Below are 22,376 nucleotides of genomic sequence, written 5' to 3'. Positions count from 1 at the left end.
CCAGCTCGGGCCCCGCGGGATCGGAGTGCGGGGCCCCTGCACCTCTGCGACGATCACTGCATGATCGCTCGGCGCAGGCCGCTCACGGCACAGTGGACGACCTTGGTGCCCGTGCTCGCGGCGGTACTGCTGGTCCTCACGTGGGGGCGCGATCTGCCCGCGGCCGTCGTCGCGCTGGTGACCCTGGTCCTGGCGGGAGCTGTTCTGTCCGCCGTCCACCACGCCGAGGTGGTGGCGCACCGGGTCGGTGAACCGTTCGGCTCCCTCGTTCTCGCCGTCGCCGTCACGATCATCGAGGTCGCCCTCATCGTCACCCTGATGGTGGACGGCGGGGACAAGAGCGCGACACTGGCCCGCGACACGGTCTTCGCAGCCGTGATGATCACTTGCAACGGCATCGTCGGCCTGTGCCTCCTGGTCGCCTCGCTGCGGCACGGCACGGCCGTCTTCAACCCCGAGGGCACCGGGGCCGCACTCGCGACCGTCGCGACCCTGGCCACGCTCAGCCTGGTCCTGCCGACGTTCACCACGAGCAAGCCGGGCCCGGAGTTCTCCACCGTTCAGCTGACCTTCGCGGCGCTCTCCTCGCTGATCCTGTACGGCCTGTTCGTCGCGACGCAGACCGTGAGGCACCGGGACTACTTCCTGCCGATCACCCGGCAGGGCGACGTGATCACCGCCGAGGAGCACGCCGCAGCGCCGACCGCCCGTACCGCCCTGATCAGCCTGGGGCTGCTGGGCCTGGCGCTGATCGGCGTGGTCGGCCTGGCCAAGGGTGTGTCGCCCACCATCGAGTCGGGGGTGGAGGCCGCGGGGCTGCACCAAGCCGTGGTCGGCGTGATCATCGCGCTGCTGGTACTGCTCCCCGAGACCATCGCCGCACTGCGCTCCGCCCGCCGCGACCGTGTGCAGACCAGTCTGAACCTCGCCCTCGGCTCGGCCATGGCCAGCATCGGCCTGACCATCCCCGCCGTCGCGCTCGCGTCCGTGTGGCTGTCCGGCCCGCTGGTGCTCGGTCTCGGCGCCACGCACATGGTGCTGCTGGCCCTGACCGTGGTGGTGGCCTCCCTGACGGTGGTCCCGGGCCGGGCCACACCGCTCCAGGGCGGGGTCCATCTGGTGCTGTTCGCGGCGTACCTGGAGCTGGCGATCAACCCGTAGACGCCTCAGCCTCAGCCCCGGCCTTCGCCCCCGGCTCCACCGGCACCGGACGCGTCTCCGGCAGCAGCGCGAAGCACCCCAGGCTGAACAGCGCGATCGCCGTCAGATACGCGGCCACGCCCCAGGGCACCCGCCCGCCGTGCTCGGCGAGCGCCGTCGCCACGATCGGCGTGAGCGCGCCCCCGAGGACGCCGCCGAGGTTGTAGCCGACGGCGGCGCCGGTGCAGCGCACCCGCGGCTCGTACAGCTCCGGCAGATACGCGGCGATCACGGCGAACATCGTGATGAACGAGAGCATCGCCCCGAGGAAGCCGAGGAACATCGGCAGCGGTGTGCCGGTGGCGAGGAGGGCGACCATCGGGAACATCCACAGGGCGGCTGCCGCGCACCCGGCCAGGCACATGGGCCGTCGGCCGATGCGGTCCCCGAGCATCGCCACCAGCGGTGTGAGCGCGCCCTTCACGAGCACCGCGCCCATGATGCAGGTCAGCATGACGCCGCGGCTCACCCCGAGCCGTTCCGTGCCGTAGGCGAGGGACCAGGTCGTCACGGCGTAGAAGATCGCGTAGCCGATCGCGAGCGCTCCGCCGGTCAGCAGGAGGAGGCGCCAGTGGTCGCGCAGGACCTCGGCGAGCGGCACGCGCGCGTGGTCGTCGAGTTCGAGGAAGCTGGGGCTCTCGGCGAGCGACGAGCGCAGCCACAGCCCCACGATCGCCAGCACCCCCGCCGCCCAGAACGGCACCCGCCATCCCCACGCGGCGAACTGCGCCTCGGACAGCGTCGTCGACAGCCCCAGCACCACACCGTTGGCGAGCAGGAACCCCACCGCGGGCCCGACCTGCGGGAAGCTCGACCACAGCCCGCGCCGGTCGGCGGGCGCGTGCTCCACCGTCAGCAGCACCGCCCCGCCCCACTCCCCGCCGAGCCCCAGCCCCTGCAGGAAGCGCAGCACCAGGAGCAGCAGGGGAGCGGCCACGCCGATCGTGTCGTAGGTCGGCACACAGCCGACCGCGACCGTGGAGGCGCCGGTGAGCAGCAGGGAGGCGACGAGGACCGGGCGCCGTCCGCGCCGGTCCCCGATGTGCCCGAACAGCACCGAACCCAGCGGACGCGCCACGAAGCCCACGCCGAAGGTGGCGAAGGCGGCCAGCGTCCCGGCCACCGGTGAGAAGGTCGGGAAGAACAGCGGCCCCAGGATGAGGGCCGCCGCGGTCCCGTAGACGAAGAAGTCGTAGAACTCGATGGCCGTGCCGGCGAGCGAGGCGGCCGCGAGGCGCGGCATGGAGGGTGCCCTTACGGTGCGTACGTCGTGCATGCCGCGTCAACTACCCACGGTGACGGCCGGTTACGGGGGCGCGCGGGGGCTCGGGGTCCTTCAGTAGGTGACCGTGATGCGCCGGTCCCGTCCGTCCACGCGCACAGTTCCCCCGTACGGGATCACCAGTTGCGGATCGGTGTGCCCGAAGTCCACATCGAAGACGATCATGGTGTCGGGAGCGTAGACCCGCAGGGCACGCAGGACCGCCTCACGCTGGTCGGACGCATAACGAGCGGCCTCCTCCGGGGTGTTGGGCCGCTCGAAGAACCATGTCTTCGGGCGGCCCATCAGCAGCGCCGGGAAGCGCTGGAGCAGCCCGCGCTCGCCCATGTTGCGCAGTGTGCTGAAGACCTCCGTCGCGCTCGGCATGTCCTCAGAGGTCTCCAGCAGCAGCACACCGCCGTCGTACTGGGACAGGTCGTGCGAGATCTCACGGTCGGCCATCAGCAGCCAGCCGAGGATCTCCAGGCAGCCGCCCCAACTGCGGCCCTCCACCACCCGGTCGGCGTTGACCCAGGTCCAGCCGGCCCCGGGCTGGGTCTCCGGCTCGGCGTCGAAGGTCGCCGGATCCGCCCAGTCCCGGTCGATGTCACGCCACCGCTCGGCGGGCTTCAGCTCGTACGGGCCGGAGGTGAACAGGGCCGCCCGCAGAGAGTCGGCGGTCTGCGGGTGCATGGCACCGGGACGGCCGAGCTCGCACATGACGCTCCCGCCGTGGTAGCCGACGATGCCGCTGTTGCGCAGGAAGGCGAGCAGGTTGGTGTTGTCGCTCATCCCGAAGAAGGGCTTCGGGTTCGCCCGGATCAACTCCCGGTCCAGCAGCGGCAGCACGGTGATCTGGTCGTCCCCGCCGATCGACGCGATGACCGCCTTGATGTCCGGGTCGGCGAAGGCGGAGTGGATGTCGGCGGCCCGTTCCCGTGGGGAGGAGCCCATTTTGCGCGTCGCCGGATATTCGACCGGCTCCAGCCCGTACTCCTTGCGCAGCCGCTCCAGGCCCAGCTCGTAGGGGAGCGGGAAGAGCCCTGGCAGGCCGGAGGAGGGGGAGATCACGGCGATACGGTCGCCGGGCGACGGCTTGGGCGGGTAGGAGAGGCTCGTCATGCCGGGAGGCTACGGCCCGGCGCGCTGTCGGCGCACCGTGATAAACCGGGTCCGAGCAGCGGTCCGTCACGGGCCGCCCGACCCTGAACGGACCGGAGGAACCGTGCCCCGCAACCTGGCCAACGCCCCGATCATGATCCTCAACGGCCCCAACCTGAACCTGCTCGGCCAGCGTCAGCCGGAGATCTACGGCTCCGACACCCTCGCCGACGTGGAGGCCCTGTGCGCCAAGGCGGCGGCCGCGCACGGCGGTACGGTCGACTTCCGCCAGTCCAACCATGAGGGCGAGCTGGTGGACTGGATCCACGAGGCGCGGCTGAGCCACTGCGGCATCGTGATCAACCCGGGCGCCTACTCGCACACGTCCGTCGCCATCCTGGACGCCCTCAACACCTGCGACGGCCTGCCGGTGTTGGAGGTCCACATCTCCAACATCCACAAGCGCGAGTCGTTCCGGCACCACTCCTACGTCTCGCTGCGCGCCGACGGAGTCATCGCGGGCTGCGGGGTGCAGGGCTATGTGTTCGGGGTGGAGCGCGTCGCTGCGCTGGCCGGAGCGGGGCAGGCGGACGCCTAGACCCTGCCCGGCGTGTAAGCCCCGACGGCCCTGGCGAGCGCCCCTTACACCAGCCTCGCCACGCCCACCTCGCCCCGACTACAACCGCCCCGCCTCCACGATCCGCCGCAGGAAGCGCTGTGTGCGCTCCTGCCGCGGTTCCCCGAAGACCTGCTCGGCGGTGCCGCGCTCCAGCACCACGCCGCCCTCCAGGAAGCACACCTGGTCGGCGACCTCCCGCGCGAAGCCCATCTCGTGCGTGGCCAGCACCATGGTCATGCCCTCGTCCTTCAGGCCGCGGACGACGGTGAGGACCTCGCCCACCAGTTCGGGATCGAGCGCGGCGGTGATCTCGTCGAGCAGCAGCAGCCGGGGACGTACGGCCAGGGCACGCACGATCGCCACCCGCTGCTGCTGGCCGCCGCTCAGCCGGTCCGGGTACTCACCCGCCTTCCCGCCCAGCCCCAGCCGCTCCAGCAGCTCACGCGCGCCTGCCTCGGCCTCGGCGCGCCCCAGGCCGTGCACCCGGCGCGGAGCGAGCGTGATGTTCTCCAGGACCGTCATGTGCGGGAAGAGGTTGTACGACTGGAAGACCACGCCGATCCGGCGGCGCACGGCGTCCTGGTCGACGCGCGGGTCGGTGATCTCCTCGCCGTCCAGCCAGATCGCCCCGTCGTCGATCTCCTCCAGCAGGTTCGCGCACCGCAGCAGCGTGGACTTGCCGGAGCCGGAGGCACCGATCAGCGCGGTGACTGTATGAGGGGCCACCTCCAGATCGACGTCCCGCAGGACGACCGAGCCGCCGAAGGTCTTGCGGACGGACTCCATGCGCAGCACGGGCGTCTCGCTCATGTGGTTCCTCCCTGGGCCCGTCGGCGGTCCATCCGTGCCGTCACCCAGTCCGTGAAGCGGGTCATCGGGATGGTCAGCGCGACGAAGACCAGTCCCGCGACGATGTACGGCGTGTAGTTGAGGCTGCGGCCCACGATGATGTCGGCGGCCCGTACGGCGTCCACCGCACCGCCGATCGAGACCAGCCCGGTGTCCTTCTGGAGCGACACCAGGTCGTTCAGCAGCGGCGGCACCTGGCGGCGTACCGCCTGGGGCAGTACCACGTGGCGCAGCGCCTGCCGGTTGCTGAGCCCGAGCGAGCGGGCCGCGGCGCGCTGCGAGGGATGCACGGACTCGATGCCGGCGCGGAACACCTCGGCGACGTACGCCGAGTACGTCAGGGTGAGTGCGGTGCCGCCGAGGAGCACCGGGTCGACGGTCACCCCCTGGAGCCGCAGCGCCGGGACGCCGAGGACCACGATCATCAGGTTGATGATGAGCGGCAGCCCCCGGAAGAAATCCGTGTAGGCGGCGGCCAGGAAGCGCAGCGGGAAGAACACCGGGCCGCGCAGCGTGCGCGCGACGGCGATCAGCATGCCGAGGACGAGCACGGCGGCGCCGCAGATCAGCAGCAGCCGGACGTTCAGCCACAGCCCTTCGAGGACCTTCGGGAACGCCTCACGCGCGTATCCCCAGTCGAAGAAGGTCTCCTTGGTGCGCGGCCAGCCCGGGGCGTTGACGACGACCAGGTAGAGGACCGCTCCGGTGACGAGGGTCGAGAGCGCGCCGATCGCGGTGGCACGCCGGGCGCGGGCGCGCTTGTAGCGCTCACGGTCCAGGCGCCGCTGGGAGGGGACGTACCCGTCCGGCGCGTCGTGCTCGCCGGAGCCCTCCGCCGGCTCCGCCTTGTTCATCGTCACTTGAGCACCGGGGCGTCGACGGCGTCCGACAGCCACTGCTGCTCGAGCTTCGCGAGTGTGCCGTCCTCGCGCAGCGCGTCCACGGCCCGCGAGACGCAGGGGGTGAGCGCGCTGCCCTTGTCGAGCACAAGGCCGAACTGCTCCGGCGTACCGCCCTGGTTCTCGAACTGGCCCACGATCGTCGCGTCCGTGATCTCGGCGCCGGTGATGTAGAAGGCGGTCGGCAGGTCCACGACGATGGCGCCGACCTGGCCGTTCTTCAGCGCGGACTTGGCCTGGTCGTTCTTGCCGAAGACGGCAGCCGCCTGCTTCGGCTTCACCACGTCGTCGATGTAGTCGAGGCTGGTGGTGCCGACCTGGGCGCCCAGTTTCACGTCCTTCAGGTCGGCGATGCTCCTCGCCTTCGCGGCCTGGGAGTCCTTCAGCGCGACGACGGCCTGGCGCACGTCGTAGTAGCCGGACGAGAAGTCCACGGCCCTCTTGCGTTCGGCGCTGACGGAGACCTGGTTGATGTCGAAGTCGAAGGTCTTCTCGCCGGGCGCGAAGGCCTTGTTGAACGGGACGGTCTGCCAGGCGACCTTGTCCTTGCCGTACCCGAGCCGCTCGGCGACGGCGTACGCGACCGCCGACTCGAAGCCCTTGCCGCCGGCGGGGTCGTCGTCCTCGAACCACGGCTCGTAGGCGGGTTCGTCGGTGGCGATCGTCAGCTTGCCCGAGGTGTGGGTGGCCAACTTGCCCTTCGCGCAGGTGCTTCCGGCCGATGCCGACGGCCCGTCCGAGGCCTCCGGCTGCGGAGCACAGCTCACGGCGGCGGCGAGAAGGACGACGGCGGCGGCAGCGCGGCGCAGGGCGCGCGGGGCAGGATGCATGGCGGGAGATTGGCAGCCGACGGACCCGTTTGTCGAGGTCACGACGACATGTTCCGCATGGTGGGAACGGGTGTTGCAATCTCGTGAACGGCCGGGGCCGCCGGCCGAGGGCGGGGATCGACAGGCCGGCGGCCCATCCGCCCAGGAGCCGTCATCCTGCGCGGGGCTCCCACCAGTTGACCGCGCAACTACGTGCACCGGGAGCGCGCGCACCACACCGGCGTGTGCGAAGCGTTCACACGGGGCGCGTGCGCGGCTCATCACCCGACACGCACGCGCTCCGCGCGACCGTCACCACCCGCGCGCGTGCCACTCCGGAAGCTGCGGGCGCTCCGTGCCCAGCGTCGTGTCGTTGCCGTGCCCCGGGTAGACCCATGTCTCGTCCGGGAGGACGTCGAAGATCCTGGTCTCGACATCGTGGAGCAGGCTGGCGAACGCCTTGGGATCCTTGTGGGTGTTGCCCACACCCCCGGGGAACAGGCAGTCCCCGGTGAACACATGGGGATGCCCGTGCGGGTCGTCGTAGACGAGGGCGATCGAGCCGGGTGTGTGCCCGACCAGGTGGCGCGCGGTGAGTTCCACGCGCCCCACCCGGATGGTGTCGCCGTCGTCGACCAGCACGTCGGTCCGTACGGGGATACCGTCGGCGTCGTCCCGGCCCGCGTACGTGCGGGCGCCGGTGGCCGCCACGACCTCGGCGAGCGCCTGCCAGTGGTCGCCGTGCTGGTGGGTGGTGACGACGGACGCGATGCCGTCGCCACCGATCATGCCGAGCAGTGTGTCCGCCTCGTTCGCGGCGTCGATCAGCAACTGCTCGTCCGTGGCCCGGCAGCGCAGCAGATAGGCGTTGTTGTTCATGGGACCGACCGCGATCTTGGTGATCATCAGGTCCTTGAGCTCATGCACGTCGGCGGGCCCGCCGACCGTCACCTCTCCGCTGTACGTCATGTCCGCCAGCCTATAGCGGGGGAGTGGCCCCGGTCCTAGAGCTCCGGGTCTAGAGCGGGGGCAGTGTCGGAAGCGGGCCGCCGGCCACCGTCAGGCCGGATCCGGCACGGCGGCCGGCGAGCCAGCCCAGCAGATCGGCCGGGGAGCCGGCGACGGTCACCTCGGGCCCGTCACCCTGCTCCCGCCCGGTGCTCCACGCGCGCGTGCCGTCCGTGAGGCTTGTGGGCGGTACGTCGGGATACCCGGCGAACCGGTCGGCCAGAAAGACGATCTCCCGCTCGGCGAACTCCGCCGGCAGATCCTCCAGCTCGTAGCCGATCCCCAGGTCCACGTGATGCAGCTCCACCTCCACCCACCGCCGGAACGGCACCCGGGACGCGGAGTCCGTGACCCCGTTGCGCAGCTCCACCGTGCGCGACCAGTCCGCCGGAGCCGCCCCGGTCTCCTGGAAGCGGGCCGCGCTCTCTCGCAGGTCGGCGAGCTGGACGTCGAGGGCGCGCGGGGCGTCCCGCTCGATGTCGGCGTCCCGGGCCTCGCCGGAGACGTACATGGGACGCCCCTCGAGGACGTTCACGAGGGCGTCCGCGTTGCGGGCGAGGTGGGCGAGGACGTGGCCGCGGGTCCAGCCGGGAAGCCGTGACGGCTGCGTCACAGACGCGTTGTCCAGTTTGCCGACTGCGATGAGCAGCCGCTCCGTAGCGTCATGTACAGACGCCAGGTCATGACCGTGATCAATCATGATGCTGACCCTAGCCCCGCCACACCTTTGGGTGAAGGTGGTGAACGAGTGCCGTAAATCGAATGCACGTGCTATATGGTCGGACGTGGCGTCGGGCATGCTGGAGAGCCGGGGTTTGTTGGCAACCCGTGAATCCGACCGGCGTTGTCAGTGGCTCCCCCTAGTCTGAGAATGACGGGGGCCCCGCCCCTGTCACTTCTCTCAAGAAAGGTGCGGACCGGCGTGGCCGACCGTCTCATCGTTCGTGGAGCGCGCGAGCACAACCTCAAGAACGTCTCGCTCGACCTCCCGCGCGACTCGCTCATCGTCTTCACGGGCCTGTCGGGGTCGGGCAAGTCCTCGCTGGCCTTCGACACCATCTTCGCCGAGGGACAGCGGCGCTACGTGGAGTCGCTCTCCTCCTACGCCCGGCAGTTCCTCGGCCAGATGGACAAGCCGGACGTCGACTTCATCGAGGGCCTCTCCCCGGCGGTCTCGATCGACCAGAAGTCGACCTCGCGCAACCCGCGCTCCACGGTCGGCACCATCACCGAGGTCTACGACTACCTGCGTCTGCTCTTCGCGCGCATCGGCAAGCCGCACTGCCCCGAGTGCCGCCGCCCGATCTCCCGCCAGTCGCCGCAGGCCATCGTCGACAGGGTCCTGGAGCTGCCGGAGGGCAGCCGCTTCCAGGTGCTGTCGCCGCTGGTGCGCGAGCGCAAGGGCGAGTTCGTCGATCTCTTCGCCGAGCTCCAGACCAAGGGCTACTCCCGCGCGCGGGTGGACGGCGAGACCATCCAGCTCTCGAACCCGCCCACGCTGAAGAAGCAGGAGAAGCACACCATCGAGGTGGTCGTCGACCGCCTCACGGTCAAGGAGGGCGCCAAGCGCCGCCTGACCGACTCCGTGGAGACCGCCCTCGGCCTGTCCGGCGGCATGGTCGTGCTCGACTTCGTCGACCTCCCCGAGGACGACCCCGAGCGCGAGCGCATGTACTCGGAGCACCTGTACTGCCCGTACGACGACCTCTCCTTCGAGGAGCTCGAGCCCCGCTCCTTCTCCTTCAACTCGCCCTTCGGCGCCTGCCCGGACTGCTCCGGCATCGGCACACGCATGGAGGTCGACGCGGAGCTGATCGTCCCGGACGAGGACAAGAGCCTCGACGAGGGCGCCATCCACCCCTGGTCGCACGGCCACACCAAGGACTACTTCGGCCGCCTCATCGGCGCGCTCGCCGACGCGCTGGGCTTCCGTACGGACATCCCCTTCGCGGGCCTGCCGCAGCGCGCGAAGAAGGCCCTGCTCCACGGCCACAAGACCCAGGTCGAGGTCCGCTACCGCAACCGCTACGGGCGCGAGCGCCGGTACACCACGGCCTTCGAGGGCGCCATCCCCTTCGTCAAGCGCCGGCACAGCGAGGCCGAGAGCGACTCCAGCCGTGAGCGCTTCGAGGGCTACATGCGCGAGGTGCCCTGCCCCACCTGTGAGGGCACGCGCCTGAAGCCGATCGTCCTCGCGGTCACGATCATGGACAAGTCCATCGCCGAGGTCTCCGCGATGTCCATCAGCGACTGCGCGGACTTCCTGGGCGAGCTGAAGCTCACGGCCCGCGACAAGAAGATCGCCGAGCGCGTGCTGAAGGAGGTCAACGAACGGCTGCGGTTCCTGGTCGACGTCGGCCTGGACTACCTCTCGCTGAACCGCGCGGCCGGCACCCTCTCCGGCGGCGAGGCCCAGCGCATCCGCCTGGCCACCCAGATCGGCTCCGGCCTGGTCGGCGTCCTGTACGTCCTCGACGAGCCGTCCATCGGTCTGCACCAGCGCGACAACCACCGCCTGATCGAGACCCTGGTCCGGCTGCGCGACATGGGCAACACACTCATCGTCGTCGAGCACGACGAGGACACCATCAAGACCGCCGACTGGATCGTCGACATCGGCCCCGGCGCCGGTGAGCACGGCGGCAAGGTCGTGCACAGCGGCTCCCTCAAGGAGCTGCTCGCCAACGCCGAGTCCCAGACCGGCCTGTACCTGTCCGGCAAGAAGGCCATCCCGCTGCCCGACATCCGGCGTCCGCTGGACCCGTCCCGGCAGCTCACGGTGCACGGCGCCCGGGAGAACAACCTCCAGGACATCGACGTGTCCTTCCCGCTGGGCGTGCTCACCGCCGTCACCGGCGTGTCCGGCTCCGGCAAGTCGACCCTGGTCAACGACATCCTGTACACCCACCTGGCCCGTGAGCTGAACGGCGCCAGGAGCGTGCCCGGGCGGCACACGCGCGTGGACGGCGACGACCTCGTCGACAAGGTCGTGCACGTCGACCAGTCACCCATCGGCCGCACCCCGCGCTCCAACCCGGCCACCTACACCGGCGTCTTCGACCACATCCGCAAGCTGTTCGCCGAGACCACAGAGGCGAAGGTCCGCGGCTACCTGCCCGGCCGCTTCTCCTTCAACGTCAAGGGCGGCCGCTGCGAGAACTGCTCGGGCGACGGCACCATCAAGATCGAGATGAACTTCCTCCCGGACGTGTACGTCCCGTGCGAGGTCTGCCACGGCGCCCGGTACAACCGGGAGACCCTGGAGGTCCACTACAAGGGCAAGTCCATCGCCGACGTCCTGAACATGCCGATCGAGGAGGCCACGGAGTTCTTCGAGGCGGTCCCCTCGATCTCCCGGCACATGAAGACCCTCAAGGACGTCGGCCTCGGCTACGTCCGGCTCGGCCAGTCCGCGACCACCCTGTCCGGCGGTGAGGCCCAGCGCGTCAAGCTCGCCAGCGAGCTCCAGCGCCGCTCCACCGGCCGCACGGTCTACGTCCTGGACGAGCCGACCACCGGTCTGCACTTCGAGGACATCAGCAAGCTGCTGACGGTCCTGTCCGGACTGGTCGACAAGGGCAACACGGTCATCGTCATCGAGCACAACCTCGACGTGATCAAGACCGCAGACTGGATCGTCGACATGGGTCCCGAGGGCGGTGCCGGCGGCGGCCTGGTCGTCGCGGAGGGCACCCCCGAGCAGGTCGCCGCGGTCCCGACCAGCCACACCGGCAAGTTCCTCCGGGAGGTCCTCGGCGCCGATCGCATCAGCGACGCGTCCGCGGTGCCGGCACCGCGCAGGGCGGCGGCGAAGAAGACGGTCGCGGCACAGACCCCGGCGAAGAAGACCGCCACCAAGCGGGTCAACAGCACTGCCGCCAAGAAGGCGGCGACCAAGACCACCAAGGCCACCAAGACCACGAAGGCCGCCGCGAAGAAGACGACGCGGACGACCAAGGGCTGAGGCTGCGCCGACGCGCCGTGCACCACGGAGACTCCCGTGGTGCACGGCGCGTCGGCGTCTCGCGCGTCCGTGTGCCGATGTGCCGATCAGTCGTTCTTCGGCTCCACGAACTGCATGTCGAGCTGGATCTTCACCACTTCACCGAGCAGACCGGGAGCGAAGTCCAGCCCGAACTCGCTGCGCCGGATCTCACCCGTGGCCTCGAACCCGGCATGCCGGCTGCCGTCCATGGGCACCTCGACCAGCCCGCCGAACTCGACGGCGAGCGTCACCGGCCGGGTCACCCCGCCGATCGTCAGCTCACCCTCCATCGTCCAGTCCTCGCCCTCACCCGACACCCGCGTCGAGCGGTACGTCATCGTCGGGCGCTTCTCGACGTCGAGCAGGTCGGAGGCTCGCACATGCGCGTCCCGGTCGGCGTTGCCGGTGTCGATCGAGGCCAGGTCGACGGTCGCGGAAACCCGTACGTCCTCGATCCGTTCCCCGACGGACAGTTCGGCCTCCAACCGCTCGAAGCGTCCCCGCACCTTGGCGATGCCCAGGTGACGGATGGTGAAGTTCACGGAGGAGTGGAACGGGTCCAGGGCCCAGTTCCCCGGAGCCAGCGGCAGGGCGGTGGCGGAAGCGGCGGCGGCGATGTCGTTCGTCATGTGCTCCACCCTGAGGGCCACGGGGCCCGGGAGGGAGACCGTCCGGAGCCTGGTAGTGGCAGGGCCACGATCCGCGCCCGTGCGCGCTGTACGTTCGGCGGGTGAGCGACAACGAGTTGGGCACGTATCTGCGCACCTGGCGTGAAGCCGTCAGCCCCGCCGAGGCGGGTCTGCCCACGGGGCTCCGGCGCCGCACCCCGGGCCTGCGACGCGCCGAACTGGCCACGCTCGCGGACATCAGCGTCGAGTACCTCACCCGGCTGGAACAGGGACGCGACCGCAACCCCTCCGCCCAGGTGCTCGGTGCCCTCGCCGACGCCCTGCATCTGTCGCTCAACGACCGGATGCTGCTGCGCCGCCTGACCAAGGAGGCGGACGGCGGCGACCCGCTGGTCTGCGCGGCGGCCCCTTCGCTGGGCCACTCGGTGCGCCCCACCGTCCGGTCGGTGCTCGATCGCCTGGAGCCGGCCCCCGCGCTGGTGGTCAACTGGATCGGCGACATCCTCGCCCACACCGCGGGCTACGAGCGGCTGGCCGGCCCCCTCGGCCTGCTCGACGACGAGCGGCCCAACCTGCTCCGGTACCTGTTCACCGACTCCCGGGCCCGCGACGCCTACCGCGACTGGGACCGGGTGGCTGACGACCTCGTCGCCCGGCTCCGGCACGGGGCCCCTCTCCGGGACCCCTACGTCGCCGAGCTGGCGGACGAGCTGACGGTGACGGCGGGGGCGGACTTCGCCGACCGGTTCGCCGACCTGGCCGTGGTGCCGCGCCGGACGGGCTCCCAGCAGATCGAGCACCCGGAGGCCGGATCGCTGCGGTTGCTGCACGAGACGCTCGTGCTGCCCGACGAGGGCCAGCGCGTGATCGTCCATCTGCCCGCCGACGACGCCACGGCCGCGGCCCTGGACCGCCTCGACGGCCGCCGCCCCGGCGCGCTGCGGGCCGTGGGAGAGGCCGGGTGAGCGGCTTCAGCCGTCCAGCTCGTGCGCGTAAGGCGGTTCCGCCCCCGCCCGTGAGCAGGTGACGGCCGCCGCGCGAGCCGCGAATCGCAGGAGTTCCGTCCAGCCGTCGGACTCCAGCGCTGCCAGGGCCCGCTCGCTCAGCGCATCGCGGACCGCGAGCCCGTGCAGCAGCGCCGCGTTGACCGTGTCGCCCGCGCCGATCGTGTCCACGACCTCCACCCGCTGGCCCGGTACGGAGTACTCGCCGCCGTCAGTGGTGAAGACGGTCAGCCCGTCACCGCCCCGGGTGATCACGACCGCTGACGGGCCGGCCGCCAGCCACTCCTGGGGCGTGCCACCGAGCCACTGGGCGTCCTCGGCGGACAGCTTCAGCAGCGACACCGACGGCAGCCAGCTCTTGAACCGCGCCCGGTAGGCGTCCGCGTCCGGGATCAGCCCGGCCCTGATGTTCGGGTCCAGCGTGGTGAACACGCCCCGCACCGCCGCCGATCGCATCAGTTCCTCGTACGCGCTGGCCCCGGGCTCCAGCACCAGCGAGCAGGTGCCGAAGGAGACCGCACGGGTGCCCGACGGCAACGCGGAGGGCGCCGCGAACAGCCGGTCCGCCGTCCCGTCCACATAGAAGGAGTAGGCCGCCGAGCCGTCCACACCGACGGTGGCGACTGCGAGGGTCGTCGGCTCGGCCCCGCGCTGCACCGACGACACGTCGACCCCGGTCTCGCGCAGCCGGTCCAGCAGCGCCTCCCCGAAGGCGTCGTCCGACACCCGGGAGCAGAAGGCGGCGGGGGAGCCGAGGCGACCCAGCGCCACGGCCGTGTTGTACGGGCCGCCGCCGAGCGCCGGCTGCAGCGCCGCCAGGGCACCCGTGCCCCGCGGTACCAGGTCGATCAGTGCCTCACCGGCGACGACGATCATGCGACGGTTCCTCTCTCGGACTGCGGGCCGCGCGGAGTGCGGGGGCTGCGCGGATCGCGCGGACTACTGGGGCTGTCGGGCTTGCTGAGGCCGTTCCGGCTGCTCGGGATGTTCGGGTCGGGCCGGCTCCTCCGGGCAGCCGCACGAGGTGCGGTGGACGAAGGCGGAGGGGAGCCGCACCGTCCGCACCGGCCGGTCCGGCTCGGCGAGACGCTCCAGGAGCACGTGTACGGCCCGGGCGCCGATGTCCTTGCTGGGCTGCGCGATCGCGGTGAGCCGGGGCGAGAACAGATCAGCCCAGGCGAAGTCGTCGAAGCAGCACAGCGCGACGTCGCCCGGTACCGACAGGCCGCGGGCGCGCAGGGCACGCAGCGCCCCGATGGTCATGGCGTTGTTGCCGGTGACGAGCGCGGTGGGCGGCACGGCGAGGGACAGCAGGGCCGCGGTGGCCTGTTCGCCACCCTCCGACTCCGAGTCGCCGTGCACCAGGAGCCGTTCGTCGTACGACAATCCCGCGAAGGCGAGACCGCTGCGGTAGCCGGTGATCCGCTCGCTCGTGGTGCTGAGCCCCGGCCGCCCCGCCACGAGGCCGATCCGCCGGTGGCCGAGGCCGGCGAGATGGGTGACCAGCCGGGACGTCGGTTCGGCGTTGTCGGCGCACACCTGGTCGAAACGCGGACCACCGTCGCCCGCCGGGGCGCTCACCAGCCGGTCGAGGAACACCGCCGGTACGTCGTGCCGCTCCAGGTAGGCGAGCAGCCCGCGCGGATCCGCCGAGGGCGCGACGATCATGCCGTCCACCCGGCGCTCGTGCAGCAGCTGGACGACCTTGCGCTCGTGCTCCGGGTCGTCGTGCGGATCGGCGATCAGCAGGCTGTAGCCGTGTTCCAGGGCACTGGCCTCGACTCCCTGGAGGATCTCCGTGAAGTACGGGTTGCTGATCGCCGACACCGCCAGCCCGATGGAACGGGTGCGGGACGTCACCAGGGAGCGGGCCAGGGTGTTCGTGGTGTAGCCGAGCTGTTCTACGGCGTCCAGGACCGCCTGGCGAGTGTGCGGCAGCACCGGCCGGGTGCCGTTCAGCACGTGCGAGACGGTTGCCACGGAGACACCGGCGCTCCGCGCGACGTCGGCCATGGTCGCCATGCCGTTCCCTCCTCCGCTCCGGTGGCCCGGCGGGGAACGTATCGCATCCGGCGCCGGACGTAAACGCTTGCGCAAACGTTTACGTCCCGACCGCACCCGGGACCGTGACCACAAGCCGCCGGGCACGGCCCGACGTCGTGACGTCTACTCCCAGTCCCAGCCGATCCCCAGAAACCCGGCCCGCACGCGCGGCTCGACCACGTGCACCGACCGGTGCCGTCCGCTCAGCGGCAGCTCCTGGCAGCCGCTGCGCGGCGCCGCCGCCGAGTGCTGAGCGAACCGGTGGCAGCGCACCGGGAGGGCCGCCGCGTCGAAGCACACCTGGAGTGCGTACTGACCGCCGGGAGCGTCGAAGCCGCGGACGTACTCGCGCGACTCGTCCGCCGTCCCGTCCTCGACGCCGTAGCGGAACAGGAACGTGTCCCCGGCCCGCAGCCGGGTGTCGAAGAGCAGCTCGGCGGCGAACACACCGGTGTCGCGGTGCCAACGGACACGTCCCGTACGGCAGTTCTCCAGGGCGTGCACCCTCATGCGCTCGGGCACGGCCCCCCGGTCGCCGTGGTGGACGGCGACGAAGCGGTCGACGCCGTCCCGGTGGGCGCGCACGATGTGGTGCGACTCGCGCTCGGCCAGCTCGCGCCGCGCCCCGATGCGCAGCCGCTCATGGTGCCCGAGGGTATGCAGGCCCCCGTCCGGCGGGCAGTCCAGCTCGGCCAGCAACTGGTCCAGGACTCCGGAGGCCTCGACGAGGGAGCGATAGGACCGGGCCGCGGACCGCTGCCCGGCCGGGCCGGCGTCGGACTCGGCGAGCAGCCGGATCAGCGACTCCTCGGGAAGCTCCAGGATCTCTTCCAGCGCACGGACGGCTCGCAGCGACTCGGGGCGCTGCGGACGCCTGGCACCCTGCTGCCAGTAACTCAGGCTTGTGACACCGACCTTCACGCCGTGGCGGGACAGATGGTGCTGCACGCGTTGCAGCGGCAGCCCGCGGGCCGCGATCGCCGCACGCAGGGCGACGTGGAAGGGGCCGCCTCGCAGGGCCGAGTCCAGATCCGCGGTGGCGACGTCCGCGTGCTGTGTGGCGTGCGGCATGCAGGGGCCTCTCTGTGAGTCGGCAACGGCTGGTCAGACCGTTCGCACTGGCCGCCCGGGGCCGTCCTGCCGGCGCACGGCAGGTCTTCACATCCGTACGTCGTCGTTCAGGGTCCCGAGTTCCACCGCATTGAAGCGTGTTGACCTGGTCCCGACAACACCTGATGCCGGACAGTGATGTTCGCCAGGCCGGACATGCGAGCGCCCGGGGCGTACGCCCCGGGCGCTCGCGGCAGACGATGAGTTTCTAGGAGCGGTCGCTTCCGCCCTGTTCCTCGAGGGCGAGACGCTTGGCCCGCACTATGTCGGGGTCGCGCGGGTCCAGGGCGTCGCGCAGAGCGAACGCCTCGTCCGCGTACCGGCGGGAACGGACCGTCCGCCGGGTCTTCTCGATCCGCATCTGCTTCATCTGCGCAGCCCTCCGACCCGTGGCCCGCCCGCTCCGCGTGGAAGCGGCCGGTCCGCACTGACAACCTGTGCCTGCACCGACACGGCCCTCGTCCGCCGGACGCCGCCGTGTCCCCGTGGGAAGCCTGCATTCCCGCTACCGGCCTGCCGTAATCCCCGCGGCGGGACATGCCGTTGGAAACTGCCACCCGCCAAGCCCGTGATCGTGTCCCGCGCTCCCGTCGGACTGTCGGTGCTCGCCAGTAGGGTGTGAGACATGGCCGACCCCTCCAGCTACCGCCCCAAACCGGGTGAGATCCCCGATACGCCGGGGGTCTACAGGTTCCGCGACGAGCACCGCCGGGTGATCTACGTCGGAAAGGCGAAAAGCCTGCGCCAGCGCCTGGCGAACTACTTCCAGGACCTGGCGGGAACGCACCCGCGCACCCGGACCATGGTCACCACGGCCGCTTCCGTGGAGTGGACGGTGGTGTCCACGGAGGTCGAGGCGCTCCAGCTGGAGTACTCCTGGATCAAGGAGTACGACCCCCGGTTCAACGTCAAGTACCGCGACGACAAGAGCTACCCGTACCTCGCGGTGACGATGAACGAGGAGTATCCGCGCGTGCAGGTGATGCGCGGTCACAAGAAGAAGGGCGTCCGCTACTTCGGGCCGTACGGGCACGCGTGGGCGATCCGTGACACGGTCGACCTGCTGCTGCGCGTCTTCCCCGTGCGCACCTGCTCGGCCGGTGTCTTCAAGAACGCCGCCCGCACCGGCCGCCCCTGTCTCCTCGGCTACATCGGCAAGTGCTCGGCCCCTTGCGTGGACCGGGTCTCGGCCGAGGAGCACCGCGAACTGGCCGATGAGTTCTGCGATTTCATGACCGGCCGGACGAACACGTACATCCGCCGGCTGGAGAAGCAGATGGTGGAAGCGGCCGACGAGATGGAGTACGAGCGGGCGGCCCGGCTGCGCGACGACATCGGGGCCCTGAAGAAGGCCATGGAGAAGAGCGCGGTGGTGCTCGCCGACGCGACCGACGCCGACCTGATCGCGGTCGCCGAGGACGAGCTGGAGGCGGCCGTCCAGATCTTCCATGTGCGCGGCGGACGAGTGCGCGGCCAGCGCGGCTGGGTCACCGACAAGGTGGAGGAGATCACCACCGGCGCCCTCGTGGAGCACGCCCTGCAGCAGCTGTACGGCGAGGAGACCGGCGACGCCGTCCCCAAGGAGGTCCTGGTCCCGGCTCTCCCCGACCCCGTGGAGCCCGTCCAGGAGTGGCTCACCGGGCGGCGCGGCTCGATCGTCTCGCTGCGTGTCCCGCAGCGCGGCGACAAGAAGGCGCTCATGGAGACGGTGCAGCGCAACGCGCAGCAGGCCCTCGTCCTGCACAAGACCAAGCGCGCCTCCGACCTGACCACGCGCTCGCGTGCCCTGGAGGAGATCGCCGACGCCCTCGACCTGGACAGCGCCCCCCTGCGGATCGAGTGCTACGACATCTCCCACCTCCAGGGCGACGACGTCGTGGCGTCCATGGTCGTCTTCGAGGACGGCCTGGCCCGCAAGAGCGAGTACCGGCGCTTCCAGATCAAGGGCTTCGCCGGGCAGGACGACGTCCGCTCCATGCACGAGGTGATCACCCGCCGCTTCCGGCGCTACCTCGCCGAGAAGGAGAAGACGGGCGAGTGGACCGACGGCGAGAACGCCGAGACCCCTGAGATCGACAGCAACGGCGAGATCGTCGGGACCGGCCTCACCGAGGACGACGGCCGTCCCAAGAAGTTCGCCTACCCGCCCCAGCTCGTGGTCGTCGACGGCGGCGCCCCCCAGGTCGCGGCAGCCCGGCGGGCCCTGGACGAGCTCGGTATCGACGACATCGCCGTGTGCGGCCTCGCCAAGCGCCTGGAGGAGGTCTGGGTGCCCGGCGACGACGACCCGGTGGTCCTGCCCCGCACCAGCGAGGGCCTGTACCTGCTCCAGCGGGTCCGTGACGAGGCGCACCGCTTCGCGATCACCTACCAGCGCGCCAAGCGGGCCAAGCGCTTCCGCTCCAGCCCCCTGGACGACGTGCCGGGGCTCGGGGACACGCGGAAGCAGGCACTCCTGAAACACTTCGGTTCGTTGAAGAAATTGCGATCTGCCACCATCGACCAGATCTGCGAGGTTCCCGGCATAGGCCGAAAGACCGCGGAGACCATCGCGGCGGCCCTCGCCCAGGCGGCCCCGGCCGCACCCGCCGTCAACACGGCGACTGGAGAGATCATGGAAGAGGAACCCGGCACGGAAGCCGGCTCGGAACCCGGCACCATGGGTTCCGGTGGGGAGCCCGTGACGATGGGCGCCCCGGACGAACGACGGGGGCAGGAGACATGAATGTGAACGAGCACGACGGGCAAGAACAGCAAGCCGGAGACGGAGCACAGGTGAGCACGGGCACGCCCAACGACAAGGCCCCGGTCCCGGAAGCGGCCATCCCCGAGCTGGTGATCATCTCCGGCATGTCCGGGGCGGGCCGCTCGACGGCCGCGAAGTGCCTGGAGGACCTCGGCTGGTTCGTCGTCGACAACCTGCCGCCCGCGCTGATCCCCACCATGGTGGAGCTCGGCGCCCGCTCCCAGGGCAATGTGGCCCGGATCGCCGTCGTCGTCGACGTCCGCGGCCGCCGCTTCTTCGACAACCTCCGCGAGTCCCTCGCCGACCTGGAGGCGAAGAACGTCACCCGGAGGATCGTCTTCCTGGAGTCCTCCGACGAGGCCCTGGTGCGCCGCTTCGAGTCGGTGCGCCGCCCGCACCCCCTCCAGGGCGACGGCCGGATCGTCGACGGCATCGACGCCGAGCGCGAACTGCTGCGCGAGCTGCGCGGTGACGCCGACCTGGTGATCGACACCTCCAGCCTGAACGTGCACGAGCTGCGCGCCAAGATGGACGCCCAGTTCGCCGGCGAGGAGGAGCCGGAGCTGCGGGCCACGGTGATGTCCTTCGGCTACAAGTACGGCCTGCCGGTCGACGCCGACCTCGTCGTCGACTGCCGCTTCCTGCCGAACCCGCACTGGGTCCCGGAGCTGCGCCCGTACACCGGCCTCAACGACGAGGTCTCCGGTTACGTCTTCAACCAGCCCGGAGCCAAGGAGTTCCTCGACCGGTACACGGAGCTCCTCCAGCTGGTCGCCACCGGCTACCGCCGGGAGGGCAAGCGCTATGTGACCATCGCCGTCGGCTGTACGGGCGGCAAGCACCGCTCGGTCGCCATGTCGGAGAAGCTCGCCGCCCGGCTCGCGTCCGAGGGCGTGGAGACAGTGGTCGTACACCGGGACATGGGACGCGAATGACACGACGTACTCCGCGGCTGAGCCGGCTGCGCCGGGTGGTGCCCGACGGCTCCACCGACGCACGGGCCGGCCGGCCCGTCGAGGCCCGGGGCGGCAGACCGCGCCGCCGGGGCACCCAGCCCAAGGTCGTCGCCCTCGGCGGCGGCATGGGCCTGTCCGCCTCGCTGGCCGCACTGCGCCGCATCACCGGCGACCTCACCGCCGTCGTCACCGTGGCCGACGACGGCGGCTCCAGCGGCCGGCTCCGCGACGAGCTGGGCGTCCTGCCGCCCGGCGACCTGCGCAAGGCGCTGGCCGCGCTGTGCGGTGACGACGACTGGGGCCAGACCTGGGCCCGGGTCATCCAGCACCGCTTCCAGTCCCAGGGCGACCTGCACGAGCACGCGGTCGGCAACCTGCTGATCGTCGCCCTCTGGGAGCAGCTCGGCGATCATGTGCAGGCGCTCGACCTGGTCGGACGCCTGCTGGGCGCCCAGGGGCGTGTGCTGCCCATGTCCGCCGTCCCGCTGGAGCTCCAGGCCCTGGTCAAGGGCCACGACCCGGAGCGCCCCGAGGAGGTCGACACGGTCCGTGGCCAGGCCACCGTCGCCCTCACCCCGGGCGAGGTGCAGTCCGTGCACGTCGTGCCGCACGACCCGCCCGCCGTGCCCGAGGCGGTCGAGGCCGTCCTGGACGCGGACTGGGTGGTGCTCGGCCCCGGCTCCTGGTTCTCCTCGGTCATCCCCCATCTGCTCGTGCCGGAGCTGCTGGACGCGCTCACCCAGACCAAGGCACGCCGGGTACTCTCCCTGAACCTCGCTCCGCAGCCCGGAGAAACCGAGGGCTTCTCCCCGCAGCGTCATTTGGAGGTTTTGGGACGACACGCCCCTAAACTCGCCCTGGACGTGGTGCTGGCCGACGAGGCCGCCGTGCCCGACCGCGATTCCCTGACCGACGCCGCCAAGCGATTCGGGGCCGCGGTCGAGCTGGCGCCGGTGGCCAGACCCGACGGGACCCCGAGGCACGACCCGGAGCTGTTGGCCGCCGCGTACGACCGTATTTTTCGGATGCATGGAAGGATCGGCCCATGGCGATGACGGCAGCGGTGAAGGACGAGATCTCCCGGCTTCCCGTCACCCGGACCTGCTGCAGAAAGGCGGAGGTCTCCGCCATGCTGCGGTTCGCCGGCGGCCTCCACCTGGTGAGCGGTCGGATCGTGATCGAGGCGGAGCTGGACACCGCGATGGCGGCCCGCCGGCTGAAGCGGGACATCCTGGAGATCTTCGGCCACAGCTCCGAACTGATCGTGATGGCACCCGGCGGGCTGCGCCGCGGTTCCCGCTACGTGGTGCGCGTCATCGCGGGCGGGGACCAGCTGGCCCGCCAGACCGGCCTGGTCGACGGGCGCGGCCGCCCGATCCGCGGCCTGCCCCCGCAGGTGGTCTCGGGGGCCACCTGCGACGCCGAGGCTGCCTGGCGTGGCGCGTTCCTGGCGCACGGCTCGCTCACCGAGCCCGGCCGCTCCTCCTCCCTGGAGGTGACCTGCCCGGGCCCGGAGGCCGCGCTCGCGCTGGTCGGCGCCGCTCGCCGTCTGTCGATCGGGGCCAAGGCGCGTGAGGTGCGCGGTGTGGACCGGGTCGTCGTCCGCGACGGTGACGCGATCGGTGCCCTGCTGACCCGGCTCGGTGCCCACGAGTCGGTGCTGGCCTGGGAGGAGCGCCGGATGCGCCGCGAGGTGCGGGCCACGGCGAACCGGCTCGCCAACTTCGACGACGCCAACCTCCGTCGCTCGGCCCGCGCGGCCGTCGCCGCCGGTGCCCGCGTGCAGCGAGCCCTGGAGATCCTCGCCGACGACGTCCCCGAGCATCTCGCCGCCGCCGGCCGGCTGCGCATGGAGCACAAGCAGGCCTCCCTGGAGGAACTGGGCGCGCTCGCCGACCCGCCGCTGACCAAGGACGCCGTCGCCGGCCGGATCCGGCGTCTGCTGGCCATGGCCGACAAGCGCGCCTCCGACCTCGGCATCCCGGGCACGGAGTCCAACCTCGCGGACGACCTCGCCGACAACCTCGTCGGCTGACCTCACAGGCCGTCAATCAGCCGGTGTCCGGCGCCCACTTGGGTGGTCGGCACCGGCTTTTGCGTGTCGTTCAGGCACTCTTGACTCGATCATGGACTGTCATGAGCCTGGCATCTGTTCGC

At 71.1% G+C, this 22,376-nt stretch carries 20 protein-coding genes; 8 read left to right on the top strand and 12 right to left on the bottom strand.

The window, feature by feature from the left end; all coding sequences use genetic code 11:
- The first annotated feature begins 60 nt into the window (after positions 1 to 60).
- Complete coding sequence (locus ACFT32_RS39500) at positions 61 to 1,161, top strand: calcium:proton antiporter (protein ID WP_382498819.1); 1,101 nt, start codon at positions 61 to 63, stop codon at positions 1,159 to 1,161.
- Here the strand turns inward: ACFT32_RS39500 and ACFT32_RS39495 are convergent.
- Positions 1,151 to 2,443 (bottom strand): MFS transporter, encoded by a 1,293-nt coding sequence (locus tag ACFT32_RS39495; RefSeq protein WP_382498817.1) that lies wholly within the window; start codon positions 2,441 to 2,443, stop codon positions 1,151 to 1,153. The genes ACFT32_RS39500 and ACFT32_RS39495 overlap by 11 nt on opposite strands.
- 93 nt (positions 2,444 to 2,536) lie before the next feature.
- On the bottom strand, positions 2,537 to 3,583 hold the full coding sequence (locus ACFT32_RS39490; RefSeq protein ID WP_382498815.1) for a S66 peptidase family protein: 1,047 nt from the start codon (positions 3,581 to 3,583) through the stop codon (positions 2,537 to 2,539).
- Between the two features lie 103 nt (positions 3,584 to 3,686).
- Here ACFT32_RS39490 and aroQ point away from each other — a divergent pair, with 103 nt between their 5' ends.
- Positions 3,687 to 4,160, top strand: coding sequence for a type II 3-dehydroquinate dehydratase (gene aroQ, locus ACFT32_RS39485; protein WP_382498813.1), 474 nt, complete (start codon positions 3,687 to 3,689; stop codon positions 4,158 to 4,160).
- Positions 4,161 to 4,238: 78 nt separating this feature from the next.
- On the opposite strand, the gene ACFT32_RS39480 is transcribed toward aroQ, so the two are convergent.
- From ACFT32_RS39480 to ACFT32_RS39460, 5 genes are all read right to left on the bottom strand, one after another.
- Positions 4,239 to 4,991: an amino acid ABC transporter ATP-binding protein gene (locus ACFT32_RS39480; protein ID WP_382498811.1), complete on the bottom strand. Its 753-nt coding sequence runs from the start codon at positions 4,989 to 4,991 to the stop codon at positions 4,239 to 4,241.
- Complete coding sequence (locus tag ACFT32_RS39475; protein WP_382499182.1) at positions 4,988 to 5,884, bottom strand: amino acid ABC transporter permease; 897 nt, start codon at positions 5,882 to 5,884, stop codon at positions 4,988 to 4,990. The genes ACFT32_RS39480 and ACFT32_RS39475 overlap by 4 nt, the downstream gene beginning before the upstream one ends.
- 2 nt (positions 5,885 to 5,886) lie before the next feature.
- Positions 5,887 to 6,759: an ABC transporter substrate-binding protein gene (locus ACFT32_RS39470; RefSeq protein ID WP_382498809.1), complete on the bottom strand. Its 873-nt coding sequence runs from the start codon at positions 6,757 to 6,759 to the stop codon at positions 5,887 to 5,889.
- Positions 6,760 to 7,050: 291 nt separating this feature from the next.
- Positions 7,051 to 7,707 carry an MBL fold metallo-hydrolase gene (locus tag ACFT32_RS39465; protein WP_382498807.1) on the bottom strand — a complete coding sequence of 219 codons (657 nt, stop codon included), beginning with the start codon at positions 7,705 to 7,707 and terminating at the stop codon, positions 7,051 to 7,053.
- A 49-nt stretch (positions 7,708 to 7,756) separates the two neighbouring features.
- Complete coding sequence (locus ACFT32_RS39460; RefSeq protein ID WP_382498805.1) at positions 7,757 to 8,446, bottom strand: maleylpyruvate isomerase family mycothiol-dependent enzyme; 690 nt, start codon at positions 8,444 to 8,446, stop codon at positions 7,757 to 7,759.
- Between the two features lie 222 nt (positions 8,447 to 8,668).
- Between ACFT32_RS39460 and uvrA the strand changes: the two genes are divergently transcribed.
- Positions 8,669 to 11,710, top strand: a complete 3,042-nt coding sequence (gene uvrA, locus ACFT32_RS39455; protein ID WP_382498803.1) for an excinuclease ABC subunit UvrA — start codon at positions 8,669 to 8,671, stop codon at positions 11,708 to 11,710.
- A gap of 86 nt (positions 11,711 to 11,796) precedes the next feature.
- Here uvrA and ACFT32_RS39450 read toward each other — a convergent pair whose 3' ends face one another.
- Positions 11,797 to 12,360, bottom strand: a complete 564-nt coding sequence (locus ACFT32_RS39450) for a YceI family protein (protein ID WP_382498802.1) — start codon at positions 12,358 to 12,360, stop codon at positions 11,797 to 11,799.
- A gap of 101 nt (positions 12,361 to 12,461) precedes the next feature.
- Between ACFT32_RS39450 and ACFT32_RS39445 the strand changes: the two genes are divergently transcribed.
- Positions 12,462 to 13,325, top strand: coding sequence for a helix-turn-helix domain-containing protein (locus ACFT32_RS39445; RefSeq protein ID WP_382498800.1), 864 nt, complete (start codon positions 12,462 to 12,464; stop codon positions 13,323 to 13,325).
- A gap of 6 nt (positions 13,326 to 13,331) precedes the next feature.
- On the opposite strand, the gene ACFT32_RS39440 is transcribed toward ACFT32_RS39445, so the two are convergent.
- The 4 genes from ACFT32_RS39440 to ACFT32_RS39425 form a co-directional block, all read right to left on the bottom strand.
- Positions 13,332 to 14,240 carry a carbohydrate kinase gene (locus tag ACFT32_RS39440; protein ID WP_382498798.1) on the bottom strand — a complete coding sequence of 303 codons (909 nt, stop codon included), beginning with the start codon at positions 14,238 to 14,240 and terminating at the stop codon, positions 13,332 to 13,334.
- A gap of 63 nt (positions 14,241 to 14,303) precedes the next feature.
- Positions 14,304 to 15,386, bottom strand: coding sequence for a LacI family DNA-binding transcriptional regulator (locus tag ACFT32_RS39435; protein ID WP_382498797.1), 1,083 nt, complete (start codon positions 15,384 to 15,386; stop codon positions 14,304 to 14,306).
- Positions 15,387 to 15,530: 144 nt separating this feature from the next.
- Positions 15,531 to 16,478 carry a hypothetical protein gene (locus ACFT32_RS39430; RefSeq protein ID WP_382498795.1) on the bottom strand — a complete coding sequence of 316 codons (948 nt, stop codon included), beginning with the start codon at positions 16,476 to 16,478 and terminating at the stop codon, positions 15,531 to 15,533.
- A gap of 247 nt (positions 16,479 to 16,725) precedes the next feature.
- Complete coding sequence (locus ACFT32_RS39425) at positions 16,726 to 16,887, bottom strand: hypothetical protein (protein WP_382498793.1); 162 nt, start codon at positions 16,885 to 16,887, stop codon at positions 16,726 to 16,728.
- A 255-nt stretch (positions 16,888 to 17,142) separates the two neighbouring features.
- Here ACFT32_RS39425 and uvrC point away from each other — a divergent pair, with 255 nt between their 5' ends.
- The 4 genes from uvrC to whiA are packed head-to-tail and all read left to right on the top strand — an operon-like array spanning position 17,143 to position 22,254.
- On the top strand, positions 17,143 to 19,242 hold the full coding sequence (gene uvrC, locus ACFT32_RS39420) for an excinuclease ABC subunit UvrC (RefSeq protein WP_382498791.1): 2,100 nt from the start codon (positions 17,143 to 17,145) through the stop codon (positions 19,240 to 19,242).
- A complete protein-coding gene (rapZ, locus tag ACFT32_RS39415; protein WP_382498789.1) occupies positions 19,239 to 20,198 on the top strand; it encodes an RNase adapter RapZ in 960 nt (319 codons plus the stop codon). Before uvrC ends, rapZ begins: the two co-directional genes overlap by 4 nt.
- Entirely contained in the window at positions 20,195 to 21,274 is a 1,080-nt protein-coding gene (yvcK, locus tag ACFT32_RS39410) for a uridine diphosphate-N-acetylglucosamine-binding protein YvcK (protein ID WP_382498786.1), read from the top strand. Before rapZ ends, yvcK begins: the two co-directional genes overlap by 4 nt.
- Positions 21,265 to 22,254 (top strand): DNA-binding protein WhiA, encoded by a 990-nt coding sequence (gene whiA / locus ACFT32_RS39405; RefSeq protein ID WP_382498783.1) that lies wholly within the window; start codon positions 21,265 to 21,267, stop codon positions 22,252 to 22,254. The genes yvcK and whiA overlap by 10 nt, the downstream gene beginning before the upstream one ends.
- Positions 22,255 to 22,376: the final 122 nt, after the last annotated feature.

The organism is Streptomyces sp. NPDC057002, from assembly GCF_042673825.1.
Taxonomy (GTDB): Bacteria; Actinomycetota; Actinomycetes; order Streptomycetales; family Streptomycetaceae; genus Streptomyces.
The sequence above is the reverse complement of the archived record's forward strand: the minus strand, read 5'-3'. Positions and strand labels throughout refer to the sequence as shown.